The sequence below is a fragment of the Streptosporangium sp. NPDC053982 genome, assembly GCF_055585205.1.
Genome location: NZ_JBVJKQ010000013.1, coordinates 171,633 through 185,332, shown reverse-complemented (window position 1 = coordinate 185,332; position 13,700 = coordinate 171,633). Strand labels below are relative to the sequence as shown.

Genomic DNA, 13,700 nt, shown 5'->3' with positions numbered 1-13,700 from the left:
GAGAGCGGACATGACCAAGACAGCACACCGGTTCGCGGTCGCCGCGGTGGCGGCGGTCACCGTGACCACCCTCTCACCGGGGACGGCGATGAGCGCCGTGCGGTCCCCGACGGCCTCGCAGTCCCAGGAGGCGGCCTCACATGCCGCGCGGCCCCGGGAAACGGCCGTCAACCTCAAGGTCACCGAGAAGGTCCGCCACGCGCTCGCCGACGCCTTCTGGAAGGAGTACGGCCCGTACCACCCGAAGGTCGGCCGCAAGAAGGTGGACGGGCCGAAGCATGTCTACTACGGCAAGGTCAGGAGCGGCGGCAAGGACGTGTACTGGGCGGTCGGCTCCATCGGCATCAAGGGCGACCCGATCAGCTACCAGGACGGGCCGCACGTGTGGCGCAGGAGCGCGCACGGCGCCTGGTCGTACCGCGGCGACACGGGCGGCTGCCTGGACAAGGCGCCGAAGGCACTGCTGAAGCTCTGGCACGTGCGCTCGTACTGCTGAGCCGGACGGGACCCCGCCCGGGGGCGCCGATCCAGGTGGACACCGGGAAGGGCGCCGGAGGGGGCCGTCAGATCAGGACGGTCATCGAGGTGGTGACCACCTGGAACCCGAGCCTCTCGTACACGCGCCGCGCCGGGTTCCCCTCGGTGACCGCCAGGCCGATCTCCGTCAGCCCGTCGGCGGCGGCCCGGGACAGGACCGCCGAGAGCATGAGCGAGCCGAGGCCGCGAGGCGACCGGTCCGGGTGCCGGAAGACCTCGGTGAGCCACGGGCCGTCGTTCGAGTCGGTGACCAGGACGCCGCCCACCACCTCGTCCCCGTTCCGTGCGACGTCCCCGGCTTCCCCGGCGGTGTCCCGCACGGCGAGGACGCCGCAGGGGAGCAGGGGGCCGATCACCTCGCCGCGCATCAGGGGCGTGAGCTCCTCGTCGAGGGCCTTCCGGGGATCCCGGGGACGGTGGTCGGGGTGTCCGGGCGGGTAGGCCGCGAACCACGCGGGGAAGACGTCGGCGGGCTCGCGGTCCCAGGGGACGAACCGGAAGCCGTCCGGAGCCGCGCCCGCGGGCGTGAACCGCGGGTCGCCGGGGGCCGCGGGCGTGGATTGCGGGTCGCCGGGGGCCGCGGCCGGCCGTACGGCCGACAGGTCGCATCGCATCCGGTGCGCGTGCCGCAGTGTCCGGGCGCCTCGCGCGACGAGACGCCGGGCGAACCCGACCGGCGCCGACACGGCCCAGCCGGACAGGCCCGACATGACGGCGTCGACGGCTCCCGGACCGAGCTCCTCGACGTTGCGGGCCCAGGGACGCCCCTCACGGACGTCCTCCACATAACCGATCACCGGGATGCCATCGGCCCCGGTCAGTGTCTGCCGTTCACTGTTCATCGCGGGAGAGTCTGCCACCCACGGCGGGAGGGCCGCACGGCCGGGAGTCAGCCGGGTGAGGAGGTGGGTGAGGGGCTCGTCCCGGGGCCCGGGGCGGACTTCGCGTGGGCGGCGCACTTGATGTCCCACTCCGGGACGCGGACCAGCGCGGGGTTGGCGACGTCCTCGCCTCGCGACCCGCTCGACGTGCTGGCGAAGGCCAGGCCCTCGACGCAGATCCGGGCGATGTTGGGGAAGTTGTCGGCGTTGCGGAAGACCTCGACGTAGTCGACGTCACCGATCCGGTCGGGCGGCGCACCGTCCTTGCCGCCGCGGTCGCCGAGCTGGTCCGAACAGCCGGCCAGCAGCAGTACGGCGAGAGCCGCTCCCGCCACGCGTCCGGCGGTCGCCGAGTGTGCCATCCATCGCTCCCGTCACCGGAGGGGGACGCCGCGGCGGGCGCCGGTGATCGCCGGAATCCTACCGGTCGTCCGCGGCGCGGGCGGCGGCGAGGAGGTCGCGGAGCGCGTCCAGCACCGCGTCGGGCTGCTCGATGTGCAGGTACTGGTGTGAGGCTCCCGGCAGCTCCCGGCGCTCCCCCCGTGGGACGGACGCGGCCAGCGCGGCGTGCATGGCGCGGATGCCGTCGTGCGCGGCGCGCATCTGCTCCTCGGTCATGAAGTGCGCCCAGTACGGGTTGCGCCCGCCGGCGGTGAGGAGGATCAGCGGCACGTCGGGGAGGGGCCCGCCGTTCCGCAGCTCGCCGTAGACCTCGGTCTCGAAATTGGCCGTCTCGTGGAGCTGGGTCCGCCAGTCGGTGAGGTGGTGCTCGACGAGCGCTTCGCGGACTTCGTCGGGCCACCCGGCCAGCAGCCCGGTCAGCGCGGCGCGGGCGGACGCGAGCTGCTCGCCGGTGAGGTCCGGCATCGTCTCCGGGTCCTGCTTCATCCGCTCGTTCAGCTCGGCGGACCCTTCGGGCAGGTGGTCGAAGATGTCTTCGTGACCGGGGTCGAGCAGCAGCAGTCCGGCGACCTCGCCGGGGAAGAGCTGCGCGTAGCGGCGGGCGTAGAACGCGCCCAGCGAGTGCCCGGCCAGCAGGTACGGCGCGGGCACTCCGGCGGCGCGCAGGAGGTCCCGGAGCTCGCCCGCGACCTCGGCGGCGGAGCGGGGCAGGCGGGCCGGGTCGCTCCAGCCGGTTCCGCCGCGGTCGTAGACGACGGCGGTGGTGAGTCCGGCGGCCCGCTCCTGGAGGTTCAGGAAGTCCAGCCCGACCAGCCCGGCTCCGGGCAGGAACACCACGCTCGGACCACCGGTGCCCGCGCGGTGCAGCAGCAGCCGCCTGCCGTCCACGTCGTGGAGGCGTCCCAGCGGCGGCTCCGTGCCGGCCGTCATCGCTGAGCTCGTGGGACTCGTGGGACTGGCGGGGGCGTTCTCGACGGGCTGACCGTGCATCATCGCTCCTTCGGGCGGGGGATCGAACCGGGCGCGCAGCCCGATCGGGAGGATCGGACCGCGTGCCCGCCCCGATCTCCCCGAACGGACCGGGCACGCGCCCGACCTTTCGCATGTTTGAGAACGGTAGACCCGGACGGAACCGTTCGCAAGATTGCGAACGGTCGGGCCCTCTGCGAGCATGACGCGGTGGACGCGTTGGAACTGCTCGCACATCCGGTACGGCTGCGCGTCGTGCACGCCATGTCCGGTGGGCGGATCCTCACCACCGCCCAGCTGTGCGACCGGATGCCCGACGTCTCCAAGGCCACCGTGTACCGGCATGTCGGCCTGCTCGCCGAGCACGGCCTCCTGGAGGTGGCCGGCGAGCAGCGGGTGCGCGGCGCGGTGGAGCGTCGCTACCGGCTGCACCGGGAGCGGGTGGTCGTGGACGCCGGGACGGCCGCGTCGCTGTCCCCCGAGGACCACCGGCGCGTGTTCGCCGCCGCCATGGCCACCCTGATCGCCGAGTTCGGCGCGTACCTCGACCGGGAGGGCGCCGACCCGGCGGCCGACCTGGTCGGCTACCGGCAGCACGCGATCTGGCTCGGCGAGGAGGAGCGCGCCGAGCTGATCGAGGAGCTGCGCGCCGCGATCCTCCCCCGGCTGGCGTACGGCCCGGCCCCGCACCGCACCCGGCACCTGCTCAGCCCGATCCTGTTCCCGGCCGAGGAACCGCCGGGGGAGACGTCGGGAGAAACGTCCGGGGAAACGCCGTAGGGGGCGCACCTGAGGGGCCGGGGCGCGGCGGACGCCGGCCCTCGGCCCGCGCCCTCGGCCCGCGCCCTCGGCTCACGATCACGGTTCACGATCTCGTCTCACGTCCCGGCCTGCGCCTCAGCTATTCGGCATTGCTAAGTACCGGTAGTCAGTGTTACTTTCTACTGGTACCTAGCAACACGAAGTAGCTGAAGGGAGGTGTCCCATGGGCAAGCTCGTGACGGAGATGCTCAAGGGAACGCTGGAGGGCATCGTCCTCGCGATCCTGGCCGGCCGGTCCGCCTACGGCTACGAGATCACCGCCTGGCTGCGCGACCAGGGCTTCTCCGACATCGCCGAGGGCACCATCTACGCCCTGCTGGTCAGGGTCGAGCAGCGCGGCCTGGTCGACGTGGAGAAGGTCCCGTCCGAGAAGGGGCCGCCGCGCAAGGTGTACTCCCTCAACGCTCAGGGGCGGGAGTACCTCGAAGAGTTCTGGACGACCTGGAGCTTCCTGGCCGGAAGGCTCGAACAGCTCCGCGAAGGAGGCGAGTAGCCATGGCGGCAGAGTCGAACGAGCCGAAGAACCGCTACCTGCGGTACCTGGAGGTGGTCACCGGGTCGCTGGAGGACAAGCGGCGCTACCGGCGGTACAAGGCGCGGATCAAGGAGCTTCCCCCCGACTACCGTACGGCGGCCGAGGCGATGGAGCGCTACCTGCTGCACCTCGGGCTGACCGACGGCGCCGACGTGACGATGTACGAGGACATCGCCGACCTGTTCGAGCAGAGCGCGGCGGACGGGATCCCGATCCGCGGCCTCTTCGGGGAGGACCCCGTGGAGTTCGTGGAGGCGTTCACGGCCAACTACCCGGCCGGACAGTGGAGGATCCGGGAGCGCGACCGTCTCACCGACGCCGTCAGGCGCGCCGCCGGCGAGGAGCCCGCGAGAGAGGACAGAAGCGAGTCATGACGACACAACAGGCCCCGGCGATCCGGGTGCAGGGACTGGAGAAGTCCTACGGGGAGCTGCGGGTGCTGCGCGGCGTGGACTTCACCGTGGCGCGGGGCAGCATCTTCGCCCTGCTCGGCTCCAACGGCGCCGGCAAGACCACGGCCGTGAAGATCCTGTCCACGCTGCTCCGGGCCGACGCCGGCACGGCCCTCGTCAACGGCTTCGACGTCGCCACGCGGGCCGCGGACGTACGCGAGTCGATCAGCCTGACCGGACAGTTCGCCGCCGTGGACGAGATCCTCACCGGCCGGGAGAACCTCGTGCTGGTCGCCCGGCTGCGGCATGTCAGGAATCCGGGCGAGGTCGCCGACGACCTGCTGGAGCGGTTCTCGCTGACCGACGCGGGCGGGCGGAAGGCGTCGACGTACTCCGGTGGCATGCGCCGCCGCCTCGACATCGCGATGAGCCTGGTCGGGAACCCGCCGGTCATCTTCCTGGACGAGCCGACGACCGGGCTCGACCCCCAGGCGCGCATCGAGGTGTGGCAGACCGTCAGGGAACTCGCCGCGCGCGGCACGACGGTGCTGCTCACCACGCAGTACCTCGACGAGGCGGAACAGCTCGCCGACCGGATCGCGATCCTCCACGAGGGCCGGATCATCGTCGACGGCACCCTCGCCGAGCTCAAGCGGCTCCTGCCGCCCGCCAAGACCGAGTACGTCGAGAAGCAGCCGACCCTGGAGGAGATCTTCCTCGCACTCGTCGGCGCCAGAGGCGCCGGCGGCCATGACCGCGACGCCGGCACGAACGCGTGAAGGAGCGACGATGAGCAAGCATTTCCTCGGTGACACCGCCGTCCTGCTGGGACGGTCCCTGCGTCACATCGCACGCAGCCCGGACACCATCATCACGACCGCGGTCATGCCGATCGGCATGATGCTGATGTTCGTCTACGTGTTCGGCGGCGCGATCGACACCGGGTCGCGGTCAGAGCCGTATGTGAGCTACCTGCTGCCCGGCATCCTGCTCATCACGATCGCCTCGGGCATCGCCTACACCGCGTACCGGCTGTTCATGGACATGAAGGGCGGCATCTTCGAACGGTTCCAGTCCATGCCGACCGCACGCTCGTCGGTGCTGTGGGCGCACGTGCTGACCTCGCTGGTCGCCAACCTGATCTCACTCGCGGTCGTCGTGCTCGTCGCCCTGCTCATGGGCTTCCGGTCGACGGCGGGTGTGTCGGCGTGGCTCGCGGTCGCCGGCATCCTGATCCTGTTCACCCTGGCGCTGACGTGGATCGCCGTCATCCCCGGCCTGACGGCCAAGACCGTGGAGGGCGCGAGCGCGTTCTCCTACCCGCTCATCTTCCTGCCGTTCCTCAGCTCGGCGTTCGTTCCCACCGGCACCATGCCCGGCCCGGTGCGCGCCTTCGCCGAGCACCAGCCGGTGACGTCCATCGTCAACGCCGTCCGCGCCCTGTTCACCCGGCAGCCGGTCGGCGCCGACATCTGGATCGCCCTGGCCTGGTGCGCCGGCATCCTGGTCGTCGCCTACGTCCTCGCCATGAACACCTACCGCCGCAAGATCTCCTGATCCCCCCGAAGGACCGCCGGAATACGGCTTTACCCGCGCCTCACGGGGCCGCTAGGGTCGGCGCGGGAAGGGCCCGTGATCGCTTCTGGAGAAGGGGGGCTGATGAATATGGCTGCCGACGGCCCCGTTCAGCATGCCCTCGACCGGCCCATGTGAGTTCCGTGAGTTCGGAGCGCGGCCGGTCGCCTCGACGACCAGGAGTGTCACATGTCTTCTTTCTTCTCCCCCGCCGGTGCCGATCTGGTCACCGACCGCCTCGTCCTGAGGATCTGGCCCCGCGATGAGGTCGACGCCGTTCTGCGGGACGCCCGGTGCGCGCACTGGGCGGACGACTTCCCCACCGACGGCGACCGCGTCGTCGTCAGCCTGTTCGGTGAGCATCCCGAGTGGCTGGGCGAGTACGGCCACCGTCAGATCATCGAGCGCGACAGCGGCCTGGTGGTCGGCGCGCTCGGCCTGTTCTGGCCGCCGGGCGACGGCACGGTCGAGCTCGGTTACGGCGTCGCGGCCTCCCGGCGGGGCCGCGGCTACGCTCCCGAGGCCGTCCGGGCCCTGACGGAGTTCGCCCTCACCGCGGCCGACGTCCACACGGTGTCCGCCAGGGTGGAGCTGCCGAACCCGTCCTCGGTGCGCGTGCTGGAGAAGGCCGGTTTCCGGTGGCTGGGCTCCGGGGAGGGCCTGGCCCGGTTCAACGTCACGGCACCGTATCCGGCTCCGGCTCCGGCGTGATCCCCGAGGCCGGCGGCGGCGCGTGCCGCCGCCGGCCTCGTCCGGGACGGGTGGTGGGTCTGGGCGCGATGGTTCGTGACGGGTGACGCCGCGGGACGGCCGTGGAGGATGCTCCTTCTAGAGCAGCAGGCCGAGGAGGTAGAGCGCGAGGAACGCCGCGGCGATCGCGGCGCGCCACGGCCGGGCGAGCTCAGGGCTGGCGACCAGGACGGCGCACGAGTAGGCGATCAACGCGCTGAGCACGATGAGGTTGATGACGATGCCCGGCGGAGCCACCGAGGACAGGGCGAACTCCCAGATCGCCACCAGGAACAGCCCGCCCGCGACGGCGACGGGCCAGGCGGGCCGTACCCGCAGGACGTACAGCAGCGGCCAGGCGAGGACGATCGCCACCCAGCGGCCCACCTCCCAGACGTAGACGAGGATGTCCAGGCATCCGAAGTGTCCTCCGCACAGCATCCGGTCGGGCAACACCTTGGTCATCGCGTACGCCCAGACCAGAAGCGCCGTCGGGAGGATCGCCCCGACCAGCATGGCGCCGAAGACCCGCCTGCCGACTCTCTCTTTCACCGTCGTGGGTTCCATCTTCGTCCTGCGCCGCCTTCCGGTCCTCCGCGCGTGGCGCGTTCGGTGAGCCCCCGAAGGGGTTCGACGCCCGGAGCGGGCGGGGAGTTCGATGGAACCCACGGCCGGTCTCCCCTATCGGCAGGTCTTCGTCTCCGGGGAGCAGAAGGCGACCTCGGGGTAGCGGGGCGACGGCTTCTCCAGCAGGGGCTGCGGCTTCGCACGCAGGTGCCGGTCGAGGAAGGCCCGGACGTACCCGCGGGTGATCTCCACCGTGCGGGGTCCGGGAAGGGTGCCGCCGAGGTCGACGCCGATCTGCCGGGCGAGCAGGTCGTAGTCGGTGAAGGACGCGTGCACCGCCCCGGCCACCACGAGCCAGCGCTTCCAGCCGGTCAGGTGTCTCCAGTCACGGTCCCACGTGGGATCCTCGCCGCTTCCCGGGCTGTGCGGTCCCCGTACGCCCAGGAACATGAACGGCCGGGCCAGCCCGCTCGCGGGGATCGGGGCGAACATCTGGCCGTCCATGTTGATCCCGGCGCGCACCCGGGGGTCCTTCAGCATGGTCTCGGCGGCGCTCGCGCCGCCGAGGGACTGGCCCGCCATCGCGATCCGGGACGGGTCGATCAGGGCGCCGCCCCGCCACTTCGAGTCCGGGCCGACCAGCTCGTCCAGCACGAAGGAGGTGTCGGCGGCCCGGCTCCGCACCGCCTTCCCGCCGAAGTCGTCGGTTTCGAGTTCGCACGCGGCGCAGGTGGCGACCCGCCCGTCGGGAAAGGTCGTCGCGAAGTTCTCGTAGGTGTGGTCGATGCCGGCCACCACGTAGCCGCGGCTCGCGAGGTCCTCGGCCAGGGCCGTCAGTGAGCTCCTGGGCCAGGTGAAGCCGGGAGAGAGCACCACCAGGGGCAGGCCGCGCCGGCGTCCGGCCGGTTCCGCGGCGACGAACGCGTTGGTGCGCGTCCTGCTCAGCGCGTCCGGCGGCACGCCGGTCATCCCCGTCCCCTTCAGGAGGAGCTCGGACTCCTTCGGCGTCATGTACGGCGCCCGCCGCCCGCCCGGCGACTTCGCCGGATACCAGAGGGAGACCATGAGCTCCCTCGCCTTCACCCCGGGCACCCAGGGGTCCGGCCGGGAGGGGTCCGTCAGGTGCAGGGACGTGGTGCCGACCGGATGGCGACCGGTCGGCCTGGGCAGGTACGGCGTGCCGATCGCGGTGCCGCTCAGCGTGCTGCCCGGTACGGCGTTCGCCGCGACCGGGGAACCGGCGGGCACGGGCACGGACACGGCGGCGGTCGCTGCGGAGACGCGCACGGTGGAAACGGACACGGGGGAGGCGGACGCGGTGGAGACGGAGGCCGACGCGGACGCGCAGGGGGCGACGGCCACGAGGGCGAGCAGCGCGGCGACGGCGGCCAGGCCGCCCCTCGGCATCGAGCCGACGCCGCTCCGCTCCGGCTTCGTGCCGATCGGACGGTGGACGGTCCAGGTCACGTGCTCGCCCGGACTCCCGGCTTCCGGCGCCGGACGGGGATCTTCGTATGGCATGAGCACATCCTGCGGATTCGGATCCCCGGCGATATCGGCCCAAAGTACGGTTCACGGCGTCCGGAACCGTACATCCGGCTGGTTCACCGGATCCCGCTCCCGGCCCGTTGCGGCCCTTCCCGGCTCCCTCCGCGTCCGCTCTCCGTGAGCCGGCCGCCGCGACGGTCGTGAACCGTCGCGGCGGCCGGCGGACCGGCGAACCTTTTCGGGGCCGGGTGACAGGTCAGGACCCGTCGGGGACGACGGCGTCGCGGGGGCCGCCGTAGACCGGGTTCCGGTCGTAGTGCTCCTTGGTGACGAGGAGGCGGATCACCCCGGTGGGCGTGTCCTTCGGCCCCTTGACGACCTCCTCCGCCTCCCAGACGGTCCAGTCCTTTCCGACCGGGGTCTCCTGGATGTGGTCCTCCCCGAAACCGCCGGGGTTCCCCGGGGGGACGCTGATGACCAGGTAGACGACCTTCAGGCCGCGCTTCTCGATCTCCGGGACGACCTCGCCGACGGTCTTCTCGTCCACCCGGTACCCGGCGAGCGAGCGGCCCTTGACCGTGGCCCGCCGGGAGTCCGGGTGGTACTCCTTCCGCTCGGGGGCGTCCACGAGCACGCAGGGCGCCACCGGGCCCTCCATGAGGATGGTGCTGGTGCTGGTGCCGCCGGTGCTGTTCTCTCCGACGGTCCAGACGAAGGTCTGGCCGGGCTTGAAGAGCCGGGTGTCGATCCGCATCCGCCAGCCCTGCTTCTCCCCGGGGATCGACTCGGGCACGTGGTACAGGTCCGGCGGGATGTCCTCCACGTGCTTCCCGCGCGGTTCCCGGCACATCCTGCCCTCGGGGACGTGGTCGACGATGGCGGGGACGCCGAGCCTCCGCAACTGGTCCGACAGTCCGGCGGCGTCGCGGGAGTCGCGGAGCTCGGCGTACACCACCCCGTCGGCGCCCTTGGTGACGGCGTAGGCGGGCTCTCCGCCGTCCCCCGACACCGCCGGGATCGCGACGGCGGCGCAGACCCCGGCCGCGACGGCCGAGGCGGCCAGGAGGAGACGCCCCCGCGGTCTCCTCGCCGGCGTGACCGCCGCCCGTGCGGCGACGTGCTCCCTGAGCTCGGCGAGCTGCCGCTCCTCGAACCCGGCGAGTCGTCTCTCACTGGTCGTCATGACGTTCCTTTCGCGATGGCGGGCTCCGGGCGGCGGGCGTCGAGTTCGGTCCTGAGCAGGCGGCGGACGCGGTGCAGCCGCACCCGGGCGGTTCCGACGCGGATGCGCAGGGCGGCGGCGGCCTCCTCGACGGGCAGGCCGTCGAGGTGGACCAGCTCGGCCACGGCCCGCAGCCCCTTCGGCAGGGCGGCGATGGCCGGAAGGAGGTGGCGGACGTCCCGTTCGGCGTCGATCCGTTCCTCCAGCCGGGCGATGTCGTCGGCGTCCAGCGGGCGCCGGCCCGCGGCCCGGTCCGCCTTTCGGACCTCCTGAGCGGCCCTGCGGTGCTCGGTCGCCACGACGTTGCGGGCTATGCCGTACAGCCAGGCCGCCTGGCTGCCGCGTTCGGGCCGGTAGGTGGCCGCGGTGTCGACGGCGGCCAGGAACACCTCCATCGTCAGGTCCGCCACCGTGTGCGGGTCCGTCACCCGGCGCGCCACGAAGCGGCTCACCGACTCGGTGTGTCTTCGGTAGAACTCCTCGAACGCCTCCGGATCACGCATCATCCGCCGGAGGTCCTCCGCATCGGGTGCGGTGCCTGCCACCTGTTCCGCCCTTTCGCCGGCCGTGTTCTCCTCCTTTCTTGGAGGGCGCGAAGGGAGAAATTACATTTTTTGCGGTATCCGCCTCAGTTCGGGCACGCGCGTCCGCTCCCACACCGCCCGGCCAAGGGCGCCCGAGAGCGACCGGTCGTCCGTCGCTCTCAGGCACCCCACCGACGTGCCGGGATCAGACCCCGAACGCCTCCGGATAGCGGATCTTGCCGGACGGCACGGGCCGCGTGGGATCGAAGGCGAGCGCCATCATGTACTCGTCCTCGACCTCGAAGGGCGGCCGGATGGCGTGACCGGAGGCCGGGGTGAAGCCGAAACGCGGATAGTACTCGGCGTGGCCCAGCACGAGCACGAGGTTCTCCCCCTGCTCACGGGCGGCGCTCAGGGCGGCGCGGATCGCGGCGGAGCCGGCGCCCTGCCGCTGGTACCCGGGCCTGACGGCGCACGGGCCCAGCGTGAGCGCCGGGGCGCCGTCGACATGGCAGCGGGTGAGCAGGGCGAATCCGGCGACGCCGCCGCCGGGCGCCTCTGCGACCCAGGACAGGCCGGGGATCCACGCCTGCGGGTCGGCCCGCAGCGCCTCGACCAGGTCGGCCTCGAGCGGGGTGGGGAAGGCGGCGAGGTTGACCTCGCGGATCGCGACGAGGTCGGCGGCGGTCTCGGGGCGGGTGGTCCAGGAGATGGTCATGGCGGGGTCGGAGTCCTTTTCCGTGCTCACCTGCGGGCGCAGGGCGTGGGTCTGCGGTGTCGAGGGGGTGACCGGCGGGATGCGGCCGGTCATGACTGCCGGTCCCTGAACGCGTAGGTCGCGCGCAGGTGGCTGGTGATGGCCTTCTGCCGGTTGCTGCGCTCGGCGCGCAGCCGCGCGTCGGTCCGCGAGGCCGCCCAGGCGTTCTCGCGTTGCAGCTTGCGGTAGCTGTCGAGGCGGCGTTCGGTCAGCTCTCCCGCCTCGATGGCGGCCCGTACCGCGCAACCGGGCTCGGTGTGGTGGGCGCAGTCGGCGAAGCGGCAGCCCCGGGCGAGGTCTTCGATCTCGGCGAAGACCTGTTCCAGGCTGGCGGCGGCGTCGTGGAGACCCACGCCGCGCAGGCCGGGCGTGTCGATGAGCACACCGCCGCCGGGAAGGGGCACCAGCTCGCGGCGGACGGTGGTGTGACGCCCCTTGCCGTCGTGCGCGCGTACCGCGCCGGTGGCGAGAAGCTCGTCACCGAGCAGCGCGTTGCCGAGGCTGGACTTGCCCGCGCCCGAGGAGCCGAGCAGGACCGTGGTGCCGCTCAGCAGTGCGGTCAGCACGTCGATGTTCTGGCCGGTGGCCACGCTGGTGAACAGGACGTCCACGCCGGGCGCCAGCGCGCCCGCCTCGGCGTACGCGGCGGCGGGGTCGGGGGCCAGGTCCGCCTTGGTGAGCACGATCAGCGGCCTGGCGCCGCTGTCCCAGGCCAGGGCCAGCAGCCGCTCCAGCCTGGCCGCGTCCAGCGGAGCGGCCAGGGAGACGACGACGGCGACGGTGTCGACGTTGGCGGCGAGCACCTGCCCGTGGGAGGAGCGGGAGGCGGACGAGCGCACGATCGCGCTGCTCCGCGGCAGCAGGGCCACCGGTTCCGGGGCGGGGCCGGGGCGCAGCGCGGCCCAGTCGCCGGTGCACGGCGCCTGGAGCGGATCGGGCGGGTACGCCGCGATCCGGGCCCGTACCGGCCCGGACTCGGTGACCGCGTCGCACAGGCCGCGGTCCACCCGTACGATCCGGGCCGGCACCAGGCCGGCCTCGCGGTGTTCTGCGAAGGCGTGGTCGAGTGCTCCGGTCCATCCGTAGCGGGACAGGCCGGAGTCGGAGAGGTCTGACAATGTGAGACACCTTGCGGGAAGGGGCCCCGACGAGACACAGGCGCCACTCCGCCTCAGCGGCCGGACAGGCTCACGGCGGAGGGAAGGAAATGGGTCAGACCGGGGCCCGGGACGTGAGGATTGTCCGGGCGCTGCGCACGGCAGCGGTCTTCACCGCGGTCATTGAACCTCACCTCCCTCTCATCCGAGAATCCGACACCAAACGATCATCAGCATAACACCACGGCCATCCGCCCGCTTCCGTGTCCGACGGCTTCCGCGTCCGAACAGACGAACGCAGCAAGCGGCATGTGGCGGACGGTGGCCGCCGACAAGGCCACCCCCGGCGCCGGGTCGTTCTGCCTGGCCGTGGACGCCGCCCCGGGGGCGTCGTGGATGGAGCGCCGGGGGCCGGCACCGCTCAGCGGGCGTCGCGGATGGTCAGCCACTCCGCGGCGGTCACCCGGTAGCCGAGCTCGGAGTAGAGGTACCCGGCCACGGCCGTCATGTGGAGCGCGCCCCACGGCACGCCCACGGTGATCCGCGCTCCGCGCCGCTCCCGGTGGACCTCGCCGAGGCGGTCCAGGAGCAGCCTGTCCCGGTCGTGGAGGACGGACTTCCGCCACGCCCTCCGTACTCGCCCCTCCCGCCACCCGTCATGTCCGGTGAGGTCGGTGATGTCCATGCCGTCCGACGGGAACTTGAGCGTCGCGACCCAGTCCGGCACGGCGGTGAGGACGTCGCCGACGACGGTGGACCACCGGGTGGACCCGCCGTTCCAGCCCCGGTCGGGCCAGAGGAGGGAAACGCCGAGTGTCTCCAGATCGAGCGCGACCGTCTGGTGCACGAGGCCGTCGAAACGGATCCTGGCCATCTTCCGGTGCAGGACGGTCTCCGCGTTGGGCCGGCCCTCCGCGACGATGAGGTCGCAGCCTCGCAGCCGCTCCGCCACCTGGTCGTAGAAGGACCGCTCGGCGATGTGGGCCATCGGGACGAGGAGGAACGTCGGCCGCGAGCGCGACCGCCGGAACGTGAGGACGGCGGAGCGGACACCCATGATGCTGGTCTCGATGAACTGCATGACGCCTCCCGGCGCAGGACCGCTTCCCGGCTCACCGGCTCTGCGGTGGATATCCCCAGAACGACGGTGACTCCGTCAGCGCCGAATCGTGTTTCTCCCCCTTCCGCCTGTCTCCTCCTGGA

The 13,700-nt window shown here is 72.2% G+C and carries 17 protein-coding genes; 7 read left to right on the top strand and 10 right to left on the bottom strand.

The annotated features are described in order from the left end of the window. Positions 1-10: 10 nt before the first annotated feature. Positions 11-496 carry a hypothetical protein gene (locus ACZ6W9_RS24735; protein ID WP_470119832.1) on the top strand — a complete coding sequence of 162 codons (486 nt, stop codon included), beginning with the start codon at positions 11-13 and terminating at the stop codon, positions 494-496. Positions 497-563: 67 nt separating this feature from the next. Here the strand turns inward: ACZ6W9_RS24735 and ACZ6W9_RS24730 are convergent, their stop codons facing one another. The 3 genes from ACZ6W9_RS24730 to ACZ6W9_RS24720 are packed head-to-tail and all read right to left on the bottom strand — an operon-like array spanning position 564 to position 2,810. Next, positions 564-1,379, bottom strand: a complete 816-nt coding sequence (locus ACZ6W9_RS24730; RefSeq protein ID WP_470119830.1) for a GNAT family N-acetyltransferase — start codon at positions 1,377-1,379, stop codon at positions 564-566. 47 nt (positions 1,380-1,426) lie between these two features. After that, positions 1,427-1,780 (bottom strand): hypothetical protein, encoded by a 354-nt coding sequence (locus ACZ6W9_RS24725; protein ID WP_470119828.1) that lies wholly within the window; start codon positions 1,778-1,780, stop codon positions 1,427-1,429. A 58-nt stretch (positions 1,781-1,838) separates the two neighbouring features. Next, on the bottom strand, positions 1,839-2,810 hold the full coding sequence (locus ACZ6W9_RS24720) for an alpha/beta fold hydrolase (RefSeq protein WP_470119826.1): 972 nt from the start codon (positions 2,808-2,810) through the stop codon (positions 1,839-1,841). A gap of 189 nt (positions 2,811-2,999) precedes the next feature. Between ACZ6W9_RS24720 and ACZ6W9_RS24715 the strand changes: the two genes are divergently transcribed. From ACZ6W9_RS24715 to ACZ6W9_RS24690, 6 genes are all read left to right on the top strand, one after another. Then, a complete protein-coding gene (locus ACZ6W9_RS24715) occupies positions 3,000-3,569 on the top strand; it encodes a helix-turn-helix domain-containing protein (protein WP_389957525.1) in 570 nt (189 codons plus the stop codon). 205 nt (positions 3,570-3,774) lie between these two features. Continuing rightward, positions 3,775-4,104, top strand: a complete 330-nt coding sequence (locus tag ACZ6W9_RS24710; protein WP_362931562.1) for a PadR family transcriptional regulator — start codon at positions 3,775-3,777, stop codon at positions 4,102-4,104. A 2-nt stretch (positions 4,105-4,106) separates the two neighbouring features. Further along, a complete protein-coding gene (locus ACZ6W9_RS24705; protein ID WP_470119824.1) occupies positions 4,107-4,520 on the top strand; it encodes a DUF1048 domain-containing protein in 414 nt (137 codons plus the stop codon). Next, positions 4,517-5,317, top strand: a complete 801-nt coding sequence (locus ACZ6W9_RS24700) for an ABC transporter ATP-binding protein (RefSeq protein ID WP_470119822.1) — start codon at positions 4,517-4,519, stop codon at positions 5,315-5,317. The genes ACZ6W9_RS24705 and ACZ6W9_RS24700 overlap by 4 nt, the downstream gene beginning before the upstream one ends. Positions 5,318-5,327: 10 nt before the next feature. Beyond that, on the top strand, positions 5,328-6,095 hold the full coding sequence (locus ACZ6W9_RS24695) for an ABC transporter permease (protein ID WP_389957533.1): 768 nt from the start codon (positions 5,328-5,330) through the stop codon (positions 6,093-6,095). Positions 6,096-6,302: 207 nt separating this feature from the next. Then, positions 6,303-6,824, top strand: a complete 522-nt coding sequence (locus ACZ6W9_RS24690; RefSeq protein WP_470119819.1) for a GNAT family N-acetyltransferase — start codon at positions 6,303-6,305, stop codon at positions 6,822-6,824. 117 nt (positions 6,825-6,941) lie between these two features. Here the strand turns inward: ACZ6W9_RS24690 and ACZ6W9_RS24685 are convergent, their stop codons facing one another. The 7 genes from ACZ6W9_RS24685 to ACZ6W9_RS24655 all read right to left on the bottom strand — a co-directional run bounded on the left by ACZ6W9_RS24685 (position 6,942) and on the right by ACZ6W9_RS24655 (position 13,578). Continuing rightward, positions 6,942-7,394, bottom strand: a complete 453-nt coding sequence (locus ACZ6W9_RS24685) for a hypothetical protein (RefSeq protein ID WP_389957539.1) — start codon at positions 7,392-7,394, stop codon at positions 6,942-6,944. A gap of 129 nt (positions 7,395-7,523) precedes the next feature. Next, positions 7,524-8,930 (bottom strand): alpha/beta hydrolase family protein, encoded by a 1,407-nt coding sequence (locus tag ACZ6W9_RS24680; RefSeq protein ID WP_389957542.1) that lies wholly within the window; start codon positions 8,928-8,930, stop codon positions 7,524-7,526. Between the two features lie 223 nt (positions 8,931-9,153). After that, positions 9,154-10,080, bottom strand: coding sequence for a hypothetical protein (locus ACZ6W9_RS24675; protein ID WP_389957545.1), 927 nt, complete (start codon positions 10,078-10,080; stop codon positions 9,154-9,156). Then, positions 10,077-10,625, bottom strand: a complete 549-nt coding sequence (locus ACZ6W9_RS24670) for an RNA polymerase sigma factor (protein ID WP_389957547.1) — start codon at positions 10,623-10,625, stop codon at positions 10,077-10,079. Before ACZ6W9_RS24670 ends, ACZ6W9_RS24675 begins: the two co-directional genes overlap by 4 nt. A gap of 223 nt (positions 10,626-10,848) precedes the next feature. Continuing rightward, complete coding sequence (locus ACZ6W9_RS24665) at positions 10,849-11,361, bottom strand: GNAT family N-acetyltransferase (RefSeq protein WP_470119981.1); 513 nt, start codon at positions 11,359-11,361, stop codon at positions 10,849-10,851. A gap of 89 nt (positions 11,362-11,450) precedes the next feature. After that, positions 11,451-12,518, bottom strand: a complete 1,068-nt coding sequence (rsgA, locus tag ACZ6W9_RS24660; protein ID WP_470119817.1) for a ribosome small subunit-dependent GTPase A — start codon at positions 12,516-12,518, stop codon at positions 11,451-11,453. A gap of 400 nt (positions 12,519-12,918) precedes the next feature. Next, entirely contained in the window at positions 12,919-13,578 is a 660-nt protein-coding gene (locus tag ACZ6W9_RS24655) for a hypothetical protein (protein WP_389957554.1), read from the bottom strand. Positions 13,579-13,700 lie beyond the last annotated feature (122 nt).